16 protein-coding genes and 3 tRNA genes are annotated in these 18,666 nt (G+C 70.3%); 15 read left to right on the plus strand and 4 right to left on the minus strand.

Annotated features, from left to right (window positions below):
- Positions 1 to 34: 34 nt before the first annotated feature.
- Entirely contained in the window at positions 35 to 790 is a 756-nt protein-coding gene (locus tag QNI14_RS09910; protein ID WP_283716434.1) for an aquaporin, read from the plus strand.
- An 11-nt stretch (positions 791 to 801) separates the two neighbouring features.
- On the plus strand, positions 802 to 2,178 hold the full coding sequence (locus QNI14_RS09915) for an FAD-dependent oxidoreductase (RefSeq protein WP_283716435.1): 1,377 nt from the start codon (positions 802 to 804) through the stop codon (positions 2,176 to 2,178).
- Here the strand turns inward: QNI14_RS09915 and QNI14_RS09920 are convergent.
- Positions 2,165 to 2,653 (minus strand): YajQ family cyclic di-GMP-binding protein, encoded by a 489-nt coding sequence (locus QNI14_RS09920; protein ID WP_283716436.1) that lies wholly within the window; start codon positions 2,651 to 2,653, stop codon positions 2,165 to 2,167. The two genes, QNI14_RS09915 and QNI14_RS09920, sit on opposite strands and share 14 nt — an antisense overlap.
- Before the next feature lie 49 nt (positions 2,654 to 2,702).
- Here QNI14_RS09920 and QNI14_RS09925 point away from each other — a divergent pair, with 49 nt between their 5' ends.
- The 6 genes from QNI14_RS09925 to QNI14_RS09950 all read left to right on the plus strand — a co-directional run bounded on the left by QNI14_RS09925 (position 2,703) and on the right by QNI14_RS09950 (position 6,321).
- On the plus strand, positions 2,703 to 3,023 hold the full coding sequence (locus QNI14_RS09925) for a hypothetical protein (RefSeq protein WP_283716437.1): 321 nt from the start codon (positions 2,703 to 2,705) through the stop codon (positions 3,021 to 3,023).
- Between the two features lie 34 nt (positions 3,024 to 3,057).
- The gene (locus tag QNI14_RS09930; RefSeq protein ID WP_283716438.1) at positions 3,058 to 3,546 is read left to right on the plus strand and encodes an FBP domain-containing protein; all 489 of its coding nucleotides are present in this window, start codon (positions 3,058 to 3,060) and stop codon (positions 3,544 to 3,546) included.
- Between the two features lie 85 nt (positions 3,547 to 3,631).
- A tRNA-Tyr gene (locus QNI14_RS09935) sits at positions 3,632 to 3,713 on the plus strand.
- Positions 3,714 to 3,775: 62 nt separating this feature from the next.
- Positions 3,776 to 4,306: a DUF2087 domain-containing protein gene (locus tag QNI14_RS09940; RefSeq protein WP_283716439.1), complete on the plus strand. Its 531-nt coding sequence runs from the start codon at positions 3,776 to 3,778 to the stop codon at positions 4,304 to 4,306.
- A gap of 33 nt (positions 4,307 to 4,339) precedes the next feature.
- Positions 4,340 to 5,248: a VOC family protein gene (locus QNI14_RS09945; protein ID WP_283716440.1), complete on the plus strand. Its 909-nt coding sequence runs from the start codon at positions 4,340 to 4,342 to the stop codon at positions 5,246 to 5,248.
- A gap of 95 nt (positions 5,249 to 5,343) precedes the next feature.
- Positions 5,344 to 6,321, plus strand: coding sequence for a hypothetical protein (locus tag QNI14_RS09950; protein ID WP_283716441.1), 978 nt, complete (start codon positions 5,344 to 5,346; stop codon positions 6,319 to 6,321).
- A gap of 4 nt (positions 6,322 to 6,325) precedes the next feature.
- Here the strand turns inward: QNI14_RS09950 and QNI14_RS09955 are convergent, their stop codons facing one another.
- On the minus strand, positions 6,326 to 7,879 hold the full coding sequence (locus tag QNI14_RS09955; RefSeq protein WP_283716442.1) for a phytoene desaturase family protein: 1,554 nt from the start codon (positions 7,877 to 7,879) through the stop codon (positions 6,326 to 6,328).
- Between the two features lie 32 nt (positions 7,880 to 7,911).
- Here QNI14_RS09955 and QNI14_RS09960 point away from each other — a divergent pair, with 32 nt between their 5' ends.
- The 4 genes from QNI14_RS09960 to QNI14_RS09975 all read left to right on the plus strand — a co-directional run bounded on the left by QNI14_RS09960 (position 7,912) and on the right by QNI14_RS09975 (position 10,290).
- Positions 7,912 to 8,700: an inositol monophosphatase family protein gene (locus QNI14_RS09960; RefSeq protein WP_283716443.1), complete on the plus strand. Its 789-nt coding sequence runs from the start codon at positions 7,912 to 7,914 to the stop codon at positions 8,698 to 8,700.
- Between the two features lie 128 nt (positions 8,701 to 8,828).
- Positions 8,829 to 10,055 (plus strand): M23 family metallopeptidase, encoded by a 1,227-nt coding sequence (locus QNI14_RS09965; RefSeq protein WP_283716444.1) that lies wholly within the window; start codon positions 8,829 to 8,831, stop codon positions 10,053 to 10,055.
- 64 nt (positions 10,056 to 10,119) lie between these two features.
- Positions 10,120 to 10,191, plus strand: a tRNA-Thr gene (locus tag QNI14_RS09970).
- 25 nt (positions 10,192 to 10,216) lie between these two features.
- Positions 10,217 to 10,290 (plus strand) — tRNA-Met (locus QNI14_RS09975).
- A 174-nt stretch (positions 10,291 to 10,464) separates the two neighbouring features.
- Here the strand turns inward: QNI14_RS09975 and QNI14_RS09980 are convergent.
- Positions 10,465 to 11,121: a TetR family transcriptional regulator gene (locus QNI14_RS09980; RefSeq protein WP_283716445.1), complete on the minus strand. Its 657-nt coding sequence runs from the start codon at positions 11,119 to 11,121 to the stop codon at positions 10,465 to 10,467.
- Between the two features lie 126 nt (positions 11,122 to 11,247).
- Between QNI14_RS09980 and QNI14_RS09985 the strand changes: the two genes are divergently transcribed.
- Positions 11,248 to 12,723, plus strand: coding sequence for an MDR family MFS transporter (locus QNI14_RS09985; protein ID WP_283716446.1), 1,476 nt, complete (start codon positions 11,248 to 11,250; stop codon positions 12,721 to 12,723).
- Positions 12,724 to 12,882: 159 nt separating this feature from the next.
- Here the strand turns inward: QNI14_RS09985 and QNI14_RS09990 are convergent, their stop codons facing one another.
- Positions 12,883 to 13,773: a LysR family transcriptional regulator gene (locus tag QNI14_RS09990; RefSeq protein WP_283716447.1), complete on the minus strand. Its 891-nt coding sequence runs from the start codon at positions 13,771 to 13,773 to the stop codon at positions 12,883 to 12,885.
- Positions 13,774 to 13,876: 103 nt separating this feature from the next.
- Here QNI14_RS09990 and QNI14_RS09995 point away from each other — a divergent pair, with 103 nt between their 5' ends.
- Together QNI14_RS09995 and QNI14_RS10000 are read left to right on the plus strand one after the other, a co-directional pair.
- Entirely contained in the window at positions 13,877 to 17,308 is a 3,432-nt protein-coding gene (locus QNI14_RS09995) for a bifunctional proline dehydrogenase/L-glutamate gamma-semialdehyde dehydrogenase (RefSeq protein ID WP_283716448.1), read from the plus strand.
- A gap of 61 nt (positions 17,309 to 17,369) precedes the next feature.
- Positions 17,370 to 18,650, plus strand: coding sequence for a M18 family aminopeptidase (locus QNI14_RS10000; RefSeq protein WP_283716449.1), 1,281 nt, complete (start codon positions 17,370 to 17,372; stop codon positions 18,648 to 18,650).
- Positions 18,651 to 18,666: the final 16 nt, after the last annotated feature.

The following is an 18,666-nucleotide window of genomic DNA, read 5'->3' on the forward strand; positions in this document are numbered from 1 at the left end:
TGAACAATATTTCGGCCGTCAAGATGGGGCTGCCATGAACGACGCATCACCCACTTCCGCCGCCCAGCCGCACCTGATCCGCCGACTCCTCGCAGAGTTCATCGGCACCGGCGTCCTTGTTGCCGTCGTCGTTGGATCCGGGATCGCGGCGCAGCGACTGTCGCCGGATGATGTCGGGCTCCAGCTCCTGCAGAACAGCCTCACGACGGCGCTCGGGCTCTCCGTCCTGATCCTGATGCTCGGCCCTGTTTCCGGCGCGCACTTCAACCCGGTCATCTCGCTGGCCGACTGGTTCCTCGGTCGTCGCGCTCGTGCTGGACTCTTGCCTCGCGTTGCGTTGGCGTATCTCGCAGCTCAGGTCGTCGGCGGCGTTGTCGGGACTCTTCTCACATCCGCGATGTTCGAGGTGGCGCCTTCGTTTTCTGGCAACGACCGCGCAACAGTCGGTCACCTCGTGGGTGAGGTCGTTGCCACCGCGGGACTGGTGCTGCTCATCTTCGCGCTCGCGCGGACGTCCACCGCCGCGGTCACGGCGGCCGCCGTCGGCGCCTACATCGGAGCGGCGTACTGGTTCACCGGCTCCACATCATTCGCGAATCCTGCCGTGACGATCGCCCGGATGTTCACCGACACGTTCGCCGGCATCGCCCCAATCGCAGTCCTCCCGTTCCTCATGGCCCAGATTCTGGGGGCTGCGCTCGGCATCGCCCTCCTGCTTGCTCTCTACCCGACGGCTACTCGCACTGCTGGCGACGCCGTGATCCCCACGCAACCCGACTCCCAGCACTGAAAGGCACACCCATGCACCTTGTCGCCATCGGCGGAAGCGACGCCGGCATCTCGACAGCTCTCCGCGCCCGCGAACTCGACCCGTCCGTCGACGTCACCGTCGTCGTCGCCGACGCCTATCCGAACTTCTCCATCTGCGGAATCCCCTACTACTTCTCCCGCGAAGTACAACCGTGGCAGTCCCTGGCCCACCGGACCCACGCCGACCTCGAAGCAACCGGCATGAACCTGCGCCTGAACACCCTCGCGACCGGCATCGACGTCGCTGCGCGCACCCTCACGGTCCGGGACGAGCACGGCACCGAATCGACGATCCCGTACGACGCGCTCATGGTCGGCACTGGGGCATCCCCGTCAACCGCCGGAATCGCCGGTCTCGACGAACTCGGCCCCGCGGACGGTGTGCACCTCCTGCACTCGATGGGAGACACCTTCGCACTCGAGCAGTTCCTCGACACCCGCCAGCCCGAGAGCGCGATCATCGTCGGCGCGGGCTACGTCGGACTCGAAATGGCCGAAGCGCTCACCGTCCGTGGATTGAAAGTCACGCAACTGCAACGCGGACCCGAAGTCCTCTCCACCCTCGACCCCGAACTCGGCGCCCTCGTCCACGACGAACTGACACGTCACGATGTGAGCGTCTACACGGACACCCTGGTCGACGCAGTCAGTCGAGACGGCGCGCAGCTCACGGTCACCGGCACCCGCCACGGTGACCCGATCGCGCACACCGCGGACCTTGTGCTCGTCGTCGTAGGGGTCCGACCCAACACGAGCCTCCTCACCGCCGCTGGCGCACAGACCGGTGCGGGCGGCGCGGTCCTCGTCGACGAGCAAATGCGCACCGGACTCCCCAACTTGTGGGCAGCGGGTGACGGCATCGTCACCCACCACCGACTCCTCGGCGTCACGTACCTTCCCCTCGGCACCACCTCTCACAAACAGGGCCGCGTCGCCGGCGAGAACGCGATCGGCGGGAACGCCACCTTCGGCGGCAGCCTCGGCACCCAAGTCGTGAAGGTCTTCGACCTCGTCGCTGCCCGCACCGGCCTCCGCGACCACGAAGCTGCCGCAGCAGGATTTGCGCCCCACAGTCACACCGCGATCGCCGATGACCACAAGCGCTACTACCCCGGCGCAACACCGATCAGCATTCGCATCACCGGGGACACCCGCGACGGCCGACTCCTCGGCGCACAACTCGTCGGTACCCGAGGTGCCGAGATCTCCAAGCGCGTCGACACATACGCCACCGCGCTCCACCACGAGATGACCGTGCCGGCGATGAGCGACCTTGACCTCTCCTACACGCCCCCGCTCGGATCGCCCTGGGATGCGGTGCAGATGGCGACCCAGGCGTGGGAGCAGGCGCGCGTCAGCGGTAGTTGACGAACTGCAGGTCGACGTCGAGGTCGGCGGCCTTCAGCAGGCGCTGGACCTCCTGCAGGTCGTCGCGGGACTTCGACTGCACGCGCAGCTCGTCGCCCTGGATCTGCGACTTGACCGACTTCGGGCCCTCGTCGCGGATCATCTTGCTGATCTTCTTGGCGTCCTCGCTCGAGATGCCCTCTTTGAGGGTCGAGACGATGCGGAACTCCTTGCCCGAGGCCTGCGGCTCGCCCGAGTCGAGGCTCTTCAGCGAGATGCCGCGCTTGATGATCTTCGACTGGAACACGTCGAGCACGGCCTTCGCCCGCTCGTCGCTGTTCGCCTTGATGAGGATCGACTCGCCGCTCCACTCGATCGAGGCGCCGGTGCCCTTGAAGTCGTAGCGCTGCTCGACCTCCTTGCGCGCCTGGTTGAGCGCGTTGTCCGCCTCCTGGCGGTCGATCTTGGAGACGATGTCGAATGAGCTGTCAGCCATGCGCCGAGTCTACCGAGGTGGCATCCGGTGCGCCCCTATGCTGACGAGCGTGACGACCACCGCACCCGTGTCCACCACCGCCCAGCGAGCCTGGGGGATCGGTGCCGTCGTCGTCGAGATCGTCGCGATCGTGCCGGCGCTGCTGACGCTCCTCCTCGCGATCACGGTCGATGCGAACTACGGCTGGCTCATGCTCATCGCCATCCCGATCGTCGTCGTGGGCGGGCTGCTCGGCATGCTCGCCGGCATCGTCGGCATCATCTACGCCGGCATCCGTCGTCGTGCGTTCGTGTGGCCGATCGTGGGCATCGTGCTCGGCGTCGTCCTGGTCGCCGCGCTGTCGCTCATCCTCGGGCTCGGTAGCGTCTGACCCTCGGCATCCGCGCCGTTCATACAATGGCGGGATGAGGCCGCTGACCGAAGACCAGCTGCGCGGCGTGCTCGTCAACGCGACGCGCGACGAGCGCGAGCGTCTCGAACCGCCGCACGACTTCCCCATTCTCGAGTGGGACCACCTCGACTTCCTCGCCTGGCGCGACCCGACGACCCGGAGCCGTGGCTACGTGGTCGCCGAGATCGACGGCGAGCCGACCGGCATCGTCCTGCGCGCGGCGAGCGGCTCCAGCGGCGGGCGCTCGGCGATGTGCAACATCTGCCACACGATGCAGCCGGGCAATCAGGTCACGATGTTCACGGCTCGGAAGTCGGGGGATGCCGGTGACCGGGGCGACAGCGTGGGCACGTACGTCTGCGCCGATCTGACCTGTCACGAGAACGTCCGCTTGGCCGGGCCGCTGGCTCCGAGCGAGATTCGCGCGAGCGTCGATCGCCGCATCGACGGGACGCGGCACCGCCTCGAGTCGTTCGTCGAGCGGGTGGCATCCGCCGCCTGAGGCGATGGTTTTCGGTCGCCCGATTCGGAGGGTAGGATAGGTGATCGCGCCTCCGGTCGACTGTACAAGCCGGGCGGGTGCGCCTGGCGAGTTACCCAAGCGGCCAAAGGGATCTGACTGTAAATCAGACTGCATTGCATTCGGGGGTTCGAATCCCTCACTCGCCACACTTGAACGAAAGCCCCCGCTCCTGCGGGGGCTTTCGTTGTTGGAAGCACGGGGGAGACAGATGGGCAACGCGCAAAGGTGGAAGCCGCTGATCGCGGTCTTCGCGAATCCTGAGACGCGTCGGGCTGCGGCGATGCTGCTGCTCGGCGAGACGCTCGAACAGTCGACCGCGCACCTGTCCCCGTCCAAGCGGAGTCGTGTGCTCGGCGCGCTGCGCACCAGCGGCCTCGTTACGGGCGACGATGTCGACCCGGAGGTCTTCCGGCGGGTCCTCGAGGCGACAGCCACGCCGAGACGGGAAGGGATCGATCGGTTCCTCGAAGGGAAGCGCATCGCGCAGTACCCGGCCGACCTGACGACGCGGGCGGGACTCCTCGCCTGGGTGGCGCGTGATGCGCTCGCGCCCGACGAAGTGCTGACCGAGCCTGAGATCAACGAACGGCTCTTGCCGTACGCCGAGGATGTCGCAGTGCTTCGCAGATACCTCGTCGACCACGAGCTCGTCGAGCGCACGCCCGACGGCGCCGAATACGCGCTGGTCGCACCGGGAGATTCATCCACGGGAATGGATGCCGCTTGGCCGCGGTTGTAGCTGCTGCTCACACACCAACTCCCGGAAGCCGACATGACCGCACCCGACCGCACCCTCAGCGCCGACACCGGCATGGACGCCGTGACGCTCCGCGTCGGCGACCTCGAACTGATGTCGACCTACTACGCGAACGCGCTCGCGCTCGAGCCGATCGAAGAGCGTTCGCGTGGCGCCGAGGTGCACCGTGTGCTGGGCCGTGGCAGCACGCCGATGGTCCGCCTCATCGGCACCCCCGGACTCCCGGCAGTCGACCCCCGCCAGGCCGGCCTCTTCCACACGGCGTTCCTCTTCGACGACGCGCCGTCGCTCGCCGCAACGGTCTACCGCGCCGCGCAGGACCCACGAAGCCGCTTCGCGGGGTCGAGCGACCACCTTGTCAGCGAGGCCTTCTATTTCACCGACCCCGAAGGCAACGGCATCGAGCTCTACGTCGACCGCTCCCGCGACCAATGGAGTTATGCGGCCGGCGAGCTCCAGATGTCGACGCTGTACCTCGACCCGAACGCCTACCTGCGCGAGCACCTCACCGAAGACGCAATGACCGGCGTGACGAAGGCGTCCGGCAAGGTCGGCCACGTCCACCTGCAGGTCGGCGACATCGCCACGGCTCGCGCCTTCTACGTCGACGCGCTCGGCTTCGAAACGACGGTCGCCAGCTACCCCGGCGCACTGTTCGCCGCCGCCGGTGGCTACCACCACCACGTCGCGATGAACACGTGGAACAGCGCCGGCGCCGGCCCGCGTGCCGCCGGGCTCGGACTCGGCGACGTCGCGATCACCGTGCCGGGTCGCGACGACCTCGACGCACTGGCATCCCGACTCCGGCACCACGGTCTGCAGTTCGCCGACCGCGGCCGCGACATCGTGCTCGCCGATCCGTGGGGCACGCAGGTCACCGTCGCGACGCCCGGCGCGGACGCCGACGAGCTTCTCCACAGATAGCTCGCTGACGGCCGCCTGTCCACACCCGACCCGCGTCGGGGGTCGGTCTGACAGGATGGGGGCGAGCGCGGGGCCACCCGCGGAAGGGACCGACGATGAGCGAACCGATCACCGCCCCCGGATCGACGAAGATCTTCCGCGCCGCCATCTGGGTCGCCATCGGTGCACTCATCGCCGCCGCCCTCGTGTGCGTCGTATGGGTCCTGATCGGCGACGCGAACGGCCTCGTCGGCCGAGCCTTCCTCACGATCTTCCTGCTCGCAGCCTTCGCCGGAGTGGCGATCCTCGAGGCGGCATTGGCGCCGCGGCGCGCGGCATGGTTCTCGCTCGCGAGCATGGTCTCGTGGGTCGCGGCGCTCATCGTCGGCGCCTTCATGATCTGGATGCCGGAGGCGTTCGGCGCCTACGACGTCGGCATCGCGCGATTCTTCAAGTTCCTCCTGATCGTGCTGATCCTGCAGGGCGTGCTTCTGCACATCCGCCTCTACTCCAAGGCGTTCGGTCGCTACCAGACCACCTTCACCAGCGTCGTCGCCTACGTGACGATGGGGCTGCTCGTGATCCTCGCGATCATGCTCACCGTCTCGCTGATGTTCTCGGAGTTCGTGGACTTCCTGCCGATCTACTGGCGCGTGGTCGTCGCGCTCGCGATCCTCGTCGCAGTCGGCACCGCACTCGTGCCGCTCGTGAACGCGCTGTTCGCGCCGAAGCGGCCGCGCCCGGCCGCGCCGCTGTCCGGATACGGCGCCGCCCCGCAGCACGCAGCGCCGCAGCCGCATGCCACGCAGCACGCGGGGCAGTACACGCAGGCGCAGCAGCCACCGGCCCCGCAGCAGGGCTGGCCGACGTTCGCCGACGGTCGCACCCCGCTCCCGGTCATGCCCGACGGCTCGCCGGACTGGAACGCGTACTACACCGGGTGGCCGACCTACCCGCAGCAGCCGTCTGCGCCGGTCGCCGACACCGCCGCGCCGATCCCTGACGACACCGCTCCCTCGGCGCGGCACGCCGCGCCCGAGCAGCCCGCGCCGCCGGTCTACCCGCCTGCGCCGCCGGCGCCGCCGCAGCCCTAACGGCTCAGCTGCCGAGCAACTCCAGCGCGGCCATCGCCGCGTTGTGGCCGCCGATGCCGCTGACCGCGCCACCGCGCTGTGCGCCGGCACCGCACACCAACACCCGGTCGTGCGCGGTCGCGACACCCCACCGCTGCGCGGGGGTCTCGAGCTCAGCGTCGTCCTGTGCCCACGGCCACGAGAGATCGCCGTGGAAGATGTCGCCGCCGCGCATGCCGAGTGACGCCTCGAGGTCGGCTGTCGTCCGCGCCTCGATACACGGCGTGCCGTCGGGCGCCTCGAACACGACGTCCGCGATCGGCTCCGCGAGCACCGAGTCGAGCGAGCGTTGGGCGGCCGCGAGCAGGGCATCGCGGTCGATGCCACCGGCGTCGACCAGACGGTGCGGCACCTGCAGGCCGAACAGCGTCAGCGTCTGCGCGCCCGACTCCCGCAGCTCCGGCCCCAGAATCGACGGGTCGGTCAGAGAGTGGCAGTAGATCTCGGCCGGCAGGGGATCCGGGATGCCGCCGGCCGCAGCGCTCGCGTGCGCGGCATCCAACTGGGTCAGGGTCTCATTGATGTGGAACGTCCCTGCGAACGCGGCCTCGGGAGCGACCGTCGTGTCGTGCAGGCGCGGGAGTCGGCGCAGCAGCATGTTGACCTTCACCTGCGCACCCTCGGGGGCTTCGAGAGCACCCTCGCTCCCGAGCAGGCCGTCGAGGACCGCAGGACCGACGCCGCTCAGCACGAGCTTCGCCGCGAGTGTCTCGCCGGAGTCGAGCGTGACCTCGCCGTCGGGGGTGATCGCGGTGACCGTCGCGCCGGTACGGAGGTGCGCACCGGCGTCACGCGCGGCGCGCTCGAGCGCGCCGCTGACGGTGCCCATGCCGCCGATCGGCACGTCCCAGTCCCCGGTCCCGCCGCCGATCACGTGGTAGAGGAAGCAGCGGTTCTGTCGGAGTGACGCATCATCTGCAGTCGCGAACGTGCCGATGAGGCCGTCGGTCAGCGCGATACCCCGCGCGACATCAGTGGACAGTGACGCACGGATCAGGTCGCCGAGCGGGCGTGCGGTCACCGCGTCCCACAGGTCGTCGTCACCGACCGCCGCACGCACGTCGCGCTCGCGGCGGAGCGGGGAGGTGACAGTCGGGAACAGGGTCTGCGCGAGGGGGAGGAGTCGCTCGCCGAATCGTTCGTAGCGGGTCGACTCGGCGGCATCCCCCGTCGTCCGGAGGAAACTGTCGGCGGTCGCGTCGGCGTCGCCACGATCCACGAGGATCCCGCGGGCGGGATCGCCCGGCAGTGGGGTGTACGACGAGTACCGACGACGCTTGAGGCGGATGTCGAGGTTGAGGTCGCGGATGATCGAGACCGGCAACAGGCTCACGAGGTAGGAGTAGCGCGAGAGCCGGGCGTCGACGCCGTCCCAGGGGCGCTCAGACACCGCAGCGCCGCCGACGCGGTCGAGCCGCTCGAGCACGGTCACCGCCTTTCCGGCACGGGCGAGGTACGCGGCGGCGACGAGCGCATTGTGCCCACCGCCGACGATGATGACGTCCTGGAGCGCTGACATGGGCCCAACCTAGCCGGGATAGCGTGGGGAGCATGGATGCCGCCGCGCTCGCCGACCTCGCCCTCGACATCGCCCGCGAAGCCGGTGCGCTCGCGCGCCGCCGACGCGCCGAGGGCGTGGCGATCGCCGCGACGAAGTCGGCGCTCGCCGACATCGTCACCGAAGCGGACCGCGAGGTCGAGACGCTGATCCGCGCCCGGCTCGACGAGGCGCGACCCGACGACGGATTCCTCGGCGAGGAGTCGGGGGCCGAGCGCGGCACGTCGGGGATCACCTGGGTCGTCGACCCGATCGACGGCACGGTGAACTATGCCTACGGGATGCCGCACTACGCGGTGAGCATCGCGGCGGTCGAGGGTGAGCCCGAGCCGAGCGCGTGGTCGTGGCTCGTAGGCGTCGTCCACAACCCCGCGGTCGGCGAGACCTTCACGGCGACCCGCGGCGAGGGAGCCTTCCTCGATGGTCAGCGCATCGCAGTGTCGGAGGTCGGTGCGGCCGGTGCGTTGCTGGCGACCGGGTTCGGCTACGACCCAGCGACCCACGCCGGCGACCTGGCCCGCCTCGCTCGGGTGATGCCCCTTGCGCGCGATATCCGCCGTGCCGGCGCCGCCTCACTCGACCTCGCGTACGTCGCCGCCGGTCGGCTCGACGGCTACTTCGAGCGGGGCCTGCACCCCTGGGATCATGCGGCGGGTGCGCTGCTCGTCGAAGAGGCCGGGGGAGTCGTCTCGGGGCTGCCCGGCGGGCGTCCCGGACGGGCGATGACGGTCGCGGCATCCGTTTCGTTGCACGCACGTCTGCTCGACGCGATCGGGGAGTGATCGCACATGGCTTTTCCAGCGCCGTCGTGTACCGTGGTTATCTGATCGTTACCAACGCTTGCCCGAGCGTGAGATCGTGAAGCCCAAGCCCGCGGCATCAGCCGCATGATCCCGAGAGCCCTGCGCGTTTGACCCTCGACACCCCTGCGACCGACGCCTCCGGCGGCCGTCGCGATCGGCGCACCCGCGCGGCGTCCGACGCGACGCTGACGCGCTCGGAATACCGCCGTCGCGCGGCTGAGGCAGCAGCGCTCGCGGCGGCGCAGGAGCCCGCGGCGTCCATCGTCGAGCAGGTCGTCGTCGAGACGGCCGTCACGCTTCCGCTCCGTCGCCGCGACCGCAGTGCGCGTCACGCTGCGACGCCGGTCGAGGCGCCTGAGGTTCCCACCGCGCCCGCGGGGCAGATCTTCCTGGACGAGACGATCGTCCTGCCCTCCGCCTCGTCCACGCACATTCCCGCCGCGGCGACACTCGTCGACGAGTTCGCGCTGGCCGCCGAGGCGTTCGCCTTCACCGGCGAGACGCCGATTCAGGTTGCGCGCGCCGCGCACGAGGGACAGCACGTGCCGACCTCACGTGCGGGGGCTGCTGCCCTCACCGCGCCGAAGCCGCGCCGCGGACGCGTCGTCTTCAAGCGCGTCGCTGCGGCATCGTTCTCGGTCGGCGTCGTCGGTGTCGTCGGCGCGCTGGCCTTCGCGACCACGACGCCCGTGTCGGCCGTCACCGCGTTCGGCTCGGCCGTCTCGGGCGACATCTCGATCGTCGCGCCGGAGAGCACGAACGCGAAGAGCGAGATCCAGGCGTACGTCGCGGCATCCGACATGAAGGCATCGGATCTCGTCCGTTCGGAGTCCTACGACATCGAGTCGATGGCGGATGTCGCCGCCGACTCGGGAGTCACACAGTTCGCCGGCACCTGGGTCAATGACACCGGTGCCGACATCCAGTGGCCCTTCCCGGTCGGCGTTCCGATCTCGGCTGCGTACGGCTCGACGTCGTACCTGTCGAAGTTCTCGACGCCGCACCGTGGCGTCGACCTGACGCCGGGACGCGGCGCGGAGATCCACGCGGTCGCCGCCGGAACCGTCCGGATCGCGACCGAAGGCGGCGGTGACTACGGCGTGACCGTCGTCATCGACCACATCATCGACGGCCAGCTCGTCTCGACCCGCTACGGCCACATGGAGTACGGCTCGCTGCGGGTGTCGCCGGGCGACACCGTCGAAGTCGGCGACGTGATCGGCACGGTCGGCTCGACCGGCAAGGCGACGGGTCCGCATCTGCACCTCGAGGTCCTCCTCGGCGGCACGCAGCGGGTCGACCCGATGGCGTGGCTGTACGAGCACACGGACTGATCCGCGTTCGGTGGGATGCCGCGGCTCTGGTATCCTCTTCTAGTTGCCTGCTCGCAGGCAGCACGCCCCGATAGCTCAGTGGCAGAGCACTTCCATGGTAAGGAAGGGGTCGTCAGTTCAATCCTGACTCGGGGCTCGCAAGACACCTTCGGGTGATTCGCGGCGGGGTAGCTCAGCTGGTCAGAGCGCACGACTCATAATCGTGAGGTCGCGGGTTCAAGCCCCGCTCCCGCTACGCAAAGCCCCCGGCTCCACCCGGGGGTTTTGTTGCGTCTGGGCGCGCGTCGCGCCGCGGCATCCGCTCGCGAGAAACCACTCCTGCGCGAGAAACCATGCGCGCGGTGGGGTTTCGCGCCCAGGATGGTTTCTGGCGGTCCGAGCGTCGCCACGCGGTCCGCTCCGTCCGTGCTCAGCCCTCGAGGTCGTCGGTGAGCTGCGCGGCGAGCGAGCCCAAGCCTCGCCGCAGGCCGAGGTAGGTCTCACGGACGCGGATCGACTCGCCCTGCTCGGCGCGGATCGCCCACTCCTCGAACGCGAGGCGGACAAGCAGTGAGGTCGCAGCGACGGCCGCGCGGATCGTGAGGAGATCGGCGCCCGGCCCCGTGGCATCCGCTGCGGCATCGGTGAGCCGGTCGGCGTGCTCTGCCTCGATGCGCAGCGCGAGCGCCAGGATCGTCGGCTCGGCGCCGACGAGGCGGCGCACGCGCAGCGCCCGCGCGTGCTCGGCGGGCGTCTCGTCGAACTCCGTCAGGATCGTCAGCCAGTTCGCCTCGATGGCGCGGATCAGCGACTCACCCCGCGCGATGGCGTCGGCGACCGCGGCGATTTGCGACTCGGTGTCTTCAGTGGACGGGAGGACCGCCGCCTCCTTCGTCGCGTAGTAGCGGAAGAAGGTGCGCGGCGACGTGCCCGCCCGGCGGGTGATGTCGTCGACCGTCGTGCCGTCGACGCCCTGCTCCTCGAACAGGTCGAGCGCGGCATCCGAAAGCTCCCGCAGGGTCTCGCGCCGACGTCGCTCCCGCAACCCGGGCGCAGGAGCGTCGACGGGGTCTTCTCCTGGAGTCACAGGTAAATTCTTGCATAACGCGCCAAAGTGGCAGTGACTGCCACTTATGATGGTGACGTCGGCTCATCGTCGCGTCGGCGCCCGCATCGGAACGCCGACGCGCCCCGTACGACGAAGGACACTCCCGTGACGCTCAGCGACTCCCGCCCCGACACCGCCTCGGTCCCCACGACCGCCGCCGCACCCCGCACCGGCCCCGTCATCGCCCTGCTGGTCGCTGCCGCATTCGTGGTCATTCTGAACGAGACGATCATGGGCGTCGCGTTGCCACGCCTCATGGCCGACCTCGAGATCACCGCCGCGACTGCGCAGTGGCTCACGACGGGGTTCCTGCTCACCATGGCGATCGTGATCCCGCTCACGGGGTACCTTCTTGCCCGGTTCCCGCTGCGGAATGTCTTCCTCACCGCGATGAGCCTTTTCGCGCTCGGCACGCTCGTCGCCGCACTCGCACCGGGCTTCGGTGTCCTGCTCGCCGGCCGCATCATTCAGGCATCCGGCACCGCGATCATGATGCCGTTGCTCATGACGACGGTCCTCAACATCGTCCCCGCGACCCACCGCGGTCGGATGATGGGCGTCATCAGCATCGTCATCGCGGTCGCACCGGCGGTCGGTCCGACCGTGTCGGGGCTCATCCTGTCGGTGCTCGACTGGCGCTGGATGTTCTGGCTCGTGCTGCCGATCGCGCTCCTGTCGCTCGCACTCGGTGCGCTCTGGGTCCGCAACGTCACCGAGACCCGCGAGGCGCACTTCGACCTCCTCTCCGTCGTCCTCTCGGCCCTCGGCTTCGGCGGCCTCATCTTCGGGCTCAGCTCGATCGGCGAGTCGGCATCCGGCCACGCGCCCGTCCCGGTCTGGATTCCGCTCGTCATCGGCGCTGTGTCGCTCGCCGCGTTCGTCGCGCGACAGCTGTTCCTCCAGCGGACGGATGCCGCGCTGCTCGATCTCCGCGTGTTCCGCTCGCGTTCGTTCAGCCTCGCGGTCACGCTCGTCGTCGTCGTGATGTCGGCGCTGTTCGGATCGCTCATCCTGCTGCCGATCTACCTGCAGCAGGTGCTCGGCATGGACGTGCTGGCAGTCGGCTTGCTGCTCCTGCCCGGCGGCATCCTCATGGGTGTCATCGCGCCCATCGTCGGCTCGCTGTTCGACCGGTTCGGCCCGACGCCACTCGTTGTTCCGGGCATGATCGTCGCCGCGCTCGCGCTCTGGGGGATGACCACCTTCGACGCCGCGACCACCACCGGCTGGATCATCGCCATCCACATCACCCTGAACCTCGGGCTCGGCTTCGTCTTCACGCCGCTGCTGACGTCGGCGCTCGGCTCACTGCCGCAGAAGCTCTACTCGCACGGCAGCGCGACGGTCGGCACGATGCAGCAGGTCGCGGGTGCCGCCGGAACGGCCCTGTTCGTGACGCTGATGTCAGTCGGTGCCGCCGCTGCGGCCGCCGATGGAGCGGATGCCACGGCCGCAACGGCCTCCGGCACGCACACCGCGTTCCTCGTCGGTGCGATCGTCGCCTCGGCGGCCGTCGCGCTCGCCTGCTTCGTCCGGAGGCCGCAGAACGCGGAGGCGTCTGCCGGGATGCCGGTGCACTGACGGCGCGGCGGGCGCTTCTCGTCCGTGCTCTGACGCCGCGGGGCCGCTCGCGAGAAACCATTCGGGCGCGAGAAACCAGCGCTGCGGTGGTGTTTCGGAGCGATCGTGGTTTCTCAGTGGCGGATGCCGCGCGTGCACTCGCGCCGGCGAGTGGCTACCTCACTCCACGCGGGCGTCGTCGAACGCGGTCTGCAGGGCGTCTCGAACCGCTCGGATGCCGGGGCGATCGGCCGCCCCCGACCGCGTCGCGACGAACACGTCGCGACGCGGGGCTCCCGGCAGGTCGGCGAGGCGCACCGGGGCGGGGGCGCCGGCGAACACCAGGGTGGGCAGCATCCCGACCGCGACGCCCGCGCCGATCAGCGTCACGTGCGCGGTGAGGTCGGCGAGCTCGAAGGGCACGTCGGGTTCGAAGCCCGCAGCCCGGCACTGCTGCGTCGTCCACTCCCGCGCGGCGGTTCCCACCGGCTCCATGACCCAGGGGCGGTCCGCGAGGTCGGCCAACGCGACCGCCGCCGCACCGGCGGCGGTCGCGAGCCGGATGCTGTCGTGGCCGAGCAGCGTGCGGGCGATGCCCGCCCGATGCGCTCTCGTGTGGCCGGGATACTGCTCGGCGACGACGAGGTCGAATCCGCGGGCGGCGAGCTCGAAGAGCCCTTCCTCGGGCGGTAGTTCGACGATCTCGACGCGCAGGTCGGGCACGCTCGCGTGCAGCGCGGTCAGCGCGCGGGGGATGAGTCCCAGCACCGCCGACTGCATCGCGGCGACGCGCACGGGCGCGAGCGAGGGGCGCATCCGTTCGAGCTCGGCGCGGACGAGCTCGTCCTCGTCCAGCATGCGGGCAGCGTGGGCCGCGAGCGCCTGACCGTGCGCGGTCAGGCGCACGCGGCGGCCGTCCGGTTCGAGGAGCGGCACGCCCGCCTCGGCTTCGAGGCGGGCGAGTTGCTGCGAGACGGACGAGGGGCTGTAGCTGAGCGCGTCGGCCACGGCGGCGAGGGTGCCGCGGACGGCGAGTTCGTGGAGCAGTCGCAGGCGACGGAGCTCGAACATGGCGGCATCCATTCATCGCTCAGGGTGATGAGTACTCATCATAAACGTTCGCTTTTGTCGATGGGTCGCGCGCCGCACACTGATCCTGACCCCGAGGAGCGCAATGACCGACACCGACACCGACGTCACCCCCGCCGAGCTCGCCGACGAGGCGGTCGCGCTCGTGCGTACGTGGCTCGAGCAGAGCCGCGACGAGCCCGTCGACGCCGCCGCCGAGCGGCTCGCAGGGGTGCTCCGCGACCCGCGCGGTCTCGACTTCACGGTCGGCTTCGTCGACGGCGTCGTCCGCCCCGAAGACACCCGCGTCGCCGCCCGGAATCTCGCCGCGCTCGCGCCGCTCGTCCCTGCATTCCTGCCGTGGCATCTGAAGGCCGCGATCCGCCTCGGTACGACCTTCGCGCCGGTGCTCCCCGGCATCGTCGTCCCTGCAGCACGGGTCGCGCTGCGCTCGATGGTGCGCCACCTCATCGTCGACGCGACCGACTCGCGTCTCGGCCCGGCAATCACCAAGATCCGCGGCACCAACGACAGCGGCATCCGCCTCAACGTCAACCTCCTCGGCGAGGCGATTCTCGGCAAGAAGGAGGCGGCGCGCCGACTCGCCGGCACACGCCGCCTGCTCGAGCGCGAGGACGTCGACTACGTGTCGATCAAGGTGTCGTCGACCGTCGCACCGCACACCCCCTGGGCGTTCGATGCGGCGGTCGCCGACGCCGTCGAGGCGCTCCGCCCGCTGTACCGCGTCGCGCGCGACCAGCGCACCTTCGTGAACCTCGACATGGAGGAGTACAAAGACCTCGACCTCACCCTCGCCGTCTTCACGACGGTGCTGGACGAGCCGGAGTTCCAGGATCTCGAGGCCGGCATCGTCCTGCAGGCGTATCTGCCCGACGCGCTCGCGGCGATGATCCGCCTGCAGGAGTGGGCCGCGGCACGCGTCGCGGCCGGGGGAGCGCCCATCAAGGTGCGCGTCGTGAAGGGTGCGAACTTGCCGATGGAGCGGGTGGATGCCGACGTCCACGACTGGCCGCTCGCGACCTGGCACTCCAAGCTCGCGTCCGACGCGTCGTACAAGGCCGTGCTCGACTACGCGCTGCGCCCGGAGCACACGCGCAACGTGCGCATCGGTGTCGCGGGACACAACCTGTTCGACATCGCGCTCGCCTGGTTGCTCGCCACCCGTCGCGGGGTCACCGAGGGCATCGACGTCGAGATGCTGCTCGGCATGGCCACCGCGCAGGCCGCCGTCGTCCGCCGGACCGTCGGCTCGATCCTGCTCTACACCCCGGTCGTGCACCCCGGCGAGTTCGACGTCGCCATCGCCTACTTGATCCGGCGTCTCGAGGAGGGTGCCTCGAGTGAGAACTTCATGTCGGCGGTGTTCGACCTCGACGACGACGCGAGCCTCTTCGCCCGTGAGGAGCAGCGCTTCCGCGCGGCGGTCGCCGCGATGCCGGACGGCGTCCCCGCCCCGCACCGCGTCCAGGACCGTACGGTCGCTCCTGAACCGGCACCGACGAACGGCTTCGTGAACCGGCCCGACTCCGACCCGGCCATCGCCGTGAACCGCGCCTGGGCCGACGGGATCATCGCCCGCATGGAACACTCCGACCTCGGTGTCGCGACGGCGGATGCCGCCGTCATCACGGACGTCGACGACCTCGACGATCTGCTCGTCGGCGCGTCAGAGGCCGCCGCGTCCTGGCGTGCGCTCGGCCCCGACGCTCGTGCCGAGATCCTGCACCGTGCCGGCGATGTGCTCGAGCGCCGCCGCGCCGAGCTGCTCGAGGTCATGGGCGCCGAGTGCGGCAAGGTGATCGAGCAGTCCGACCCTGAGGTGAGCGAAGCCATCGACTTCGCCCACTACTACGCCGAGCAGGGCCGTCGACTGGCTGACGTCGACGGCGCGACGTTCACACCCGTGGGACTCACCGTCGTCACGCCGCCGTGGAACTTCCCCGTCGCGATCCCCGCGGGCTCGACGCTCGCCGCACTCGCCGCGGGGAGCGCCGTCGTCATCAAGCCCGCCGCACTCGCGCGTCGCTCGGGTTCGGTCATGGTCGAGGCGCTGTGGGAGGCAGGGGTCCCGCGCGACGTGCTGCGACTCGTGCAGGTGTCGGAGCGCGACCTCGGTGCGCGGCTCATCTCGCACCCCGCCGTCGAACGGGTTGTGCTGACCGGGTCGTACGAGACCGCCGAATTGTTCCGCTCGTTCCGGCCTGACCTGCCCCTGCTGGCCGAGACCAGCGGCAAGAACGCGGTCATCGTGACGCCCTCTGCCGACCTCGACCTCGCCGCGAAGGACGTGGCGTTCTCGGCGTTCGGGCATGCCGGCCAGAAGTGCTCCGCGGCATCGCTCGTCATCCTCGTCGGCTCGGTCGCCACGAGCCGCCGCTTCCGCGCCCAGCTCATCGACGCGGTCACGTCGCTCGAGGTCGGCCTCCCGTGGGAGCCCGCGTCGCGCATCGGGCCGCTCATCGAACCCGCGGCCGGCAAGCTGTTGCGCGCACTCACGACGCTCGAGCCGGGGCAGCGGTGGGTCGTCGAGCCGCGCAGGCTCGACGACGAGGGCGCACGGTGGACGCCCGGCATCCGCGACGGCGTGCAGGCGGGGAGCGAGTTCCACCTGACCGAGTACTTCGGCCCGGTGCTCGGCATCATGACCGCGGCGACCCTGGACGAGGCGATCGCGCTCGTGAACCGCATCGACTACGGCCTCACCTCGGGGCTGCACGCCCTCGACCCCGACGAGATCCAGACCTGGCTCGCCGGTGTCGAGGCCGGCAACGCCTACGTGAACCGTGGGACGACCGGTGCGATCGTGCAGCGCCAGCCGTTCGGCGGCTGGAAGAAGTCGGTCGTCGGCCCCACGACGAAGGCCGGCGGACCGCACTACCTCTTCGGCTTCGGTTCGTGGGCGGATGCCGCGCCCGCGGCGCGCGTCCGCACCGACGCCTTCGGCGACGCGGCGCTCGCCGCCGTCGCGCCGGACCGCCGCGCGTGGCTTGCGGCAGCGCTCACGAGCGACCGCGCCGCGTGGCACACGACCTTCGGGACGGCACAGGACGTCACGGGGCTCGCCGTCGAGCAGAACGTCCTCCGGTACGCACCCGTACCCGTCACCGTGCGTGTCGAGGACGCCGACGAGGCGGCACTCGTCCGCGTCGTCGCGGCCGGTCGACTCGCGGCATCCGAGGTGACCGTCAGCACAACGACCCCGCCGACCGCTGCGGTCCGCGCGTGGCTCGACGGCGTCGGCGTCCGCTCGCACGTCGAAGACGATGACGCGTGGGCGCGGCGAGCCCGCGCGCTCGCGCGCACGGGAGGACGCGTGCGTCTGCTCGGCGGCACGCTCGCGGACGTCACGGTGCTCTCCGACGCGTCGCCGTCGCTCGCGGTCTACGTCGGTGACGTCGTCAGCGCCGGCGAGGTCGAGCTGCTGACGTTCCTGCGCGAGCAGGCGGTCTCGATCACGGCGCACCGCTTCGGCACGCCGCGGCAGTACGAGGTGCCGGCGGCGACCGCCGGGCACTGACGGGATCCGGGCCGAGCACGCGAACTACGATCGAAGGACACCCCCTCCCGGAAGGTTCGCTGTGCCCGTCGACTCCCTCGCCCACGCCACCGATCTCGCGGATTTCGTCGCCGCGTCGCCCTCGAGCTTTCACGCGGCGGCTGAGGTCGCGCGCCGCCTGCGCGAGGTGGGCTTCGTCGAGCTGTCCGAGCAGGACGCCTGGCCGGCACAGCCCGGCGGCACGTTCTTCGTCGTCCGAGACGGTGCGGTGCTGGCGTGGGTCGTGCCGACGGATGCCGGGCCCTCGACCGGCGTCCACATCTTCGGCGCCCATAGCGACTCGCCCGCGTTCAAGCTGAAGCCGCGTCCCACGACCGGCTCGCTCGGCTGGCTGCAGGCCGGCGTCGAGGTGTACGGCGGGCCGCTGCTGAACTCGTGGCTCGACCGCGAGCTGCGCCTCGCCGGGCGGCTCGTGCTCGACGACGGCACGCAGGTGCTCGCCGCCACCGGGCCGCTGCTGCGTCTGCCGCAGCTCGCGATCCATCTCGACCGCGAGGCGAACGACGGCCTCGCGCTCGACCGCCAGCGGCAGACGCAACCGGTGTGGGGCCTCGGCGAGGCCGACTCCGCCGACCTCCTGGCTGAGCTCGCCTCGACTGCCGGAGTGGATGCCGCCCGCATCCGCGGCTACGACATCGTCACGGCCGACGCCGCGCGCGGCGCGGTCTTCGGGAAGGACGACGTGTTCTTCGCATCCGGTCGCCTCGACGACCTGGCATCCGTGCACGCCGGCGTCGTCGCGCTCGAGCGCGCCGCCGACGGCTTCGACGCCGAGCGCATCGCCATGCTCGCGGTCTTCGACCACGAAGAGGTCGGCTCGGCCACTCGCTCGGGCGCAGCAGGACCATTCCTCTCGGACGTGCTCGAGCGCGTGCAGGGCTCGCTCGGGGCCGACCGCGAGCAGCAGCTGCGCGCCCTGGCATCGTCGTGGTGCGTCTCGAGCGACGTCGGCCACGCCGTGCACCCGAACTTCGCCGAGAAGCACGACCCGGTCGTGCAGCCGCGCCTCGGCGCGGGACCCATCCTCAAGATCAACGCGAACCAGCGCTACGCGACCGACGCCGTCGGCGCCGCTGCGTGGAACGGCTGGTGCGCGGCCGCCGGCGTCGGCAGCCAGGAGTTCGTCTCGAACAACGCGGTGCCGTGCGGATCGACGATCGGCCCGATCACCGCGACGCGCCTCGGTATCGCGACGGTCGATGTCGGCATCCCGATCCTCTCGATGCACTCGGCTCGCGAACTCGCCGGCGTGAGCGACCTCGCCGACCTCGCCTCCGTCGCGGAGACCTTCTTCACCGCCTGAGCGGAAACGACGAAGC

It is taken from the genome of Microbacterium dauci, assembly GCF_030065535.1.
Taxonomy (GTDB): Bacteria; Actinomycetota; Actinomycetes; order Actinomycetales; family Microbacteriaceae; genus Microbacterium; species Microbacterium dauci.

Coding starts and splice junctions, on each gene's coding strand:
- QNI14_RS09910 (WP_283716434.1), top strand. CDS start 35: ATGAACGACGCATCACCCACTTCCGCCGCCCAGCCGCACCTGATCCGC.
- QNI14_RS09915 (WP_283716435.1), top strand. CDS start 802: ATGCACCTTGTCGCCATCGGCGGAAGCGACGCCGGCATCTCGACAGCT.
- QNI14_RS09920 (WP_283716436.1), bottom strand. CDS start 2,653: ATGGCTGACAGCTCATTCGACATCGTCTCCAAGATCGACCGCCAGGAG.
- QNI14_RS09930 (WP_283716438.1), top strand. CDS start 3,058: ATGAGGCCGCTGACCGAAGACCAGCTGCGCGGCGTGCTCGTCAACGCG.
- QNI14_RS09940 (WP_283716439.1), top strand. CDS start 3,776: ATGGGCAACGCGCAAAGGTGGAAGCCGCTGATCGCGGTCTTCGCGAAT.
- QNI14_RS09945 (WP_283716440.1), top strand. CDS start 4,340: ATGACCGCACCCGACCGCACCCTCAGCGCCGACACCGGCATGGACGCC.
- QNI14_RS09950 (WP_283716441.1), top strand. CDS start 5,344: ATGAGCGAACCGATCACCGCCCCCGGATCGACGAAGATCTTCCGCGCC.
- QNI14_RS09955 (WP_283716442.1), bottom strand. CDS start 7,879: ATGTCAGCGCTCCAGGACGTCATCATCGTCGGCGGTGGGCACAATGCG.
- QNI14_RS09960 (WP_283716443.1), top strand. CDS start 7,912: ATGGATGCCGCCGCGCTCGCCGACCTCGCCCTCGACATCGCCCGCGAA.
- QNI14_RS09990 (WP_283716447.1), bottom strand. CDS start 13,773: ATGTTCGAGCTCCGTCGCCTGCGACTGCTCCACGAACTCGCCGTCCGC.
- QNI14_RS09995 (WP_283716448.1), top strand. CDS start 13,877: ATGACCGACACCGACACCGACGTCACCCCCGCCGAGCTCGCCGACGAG.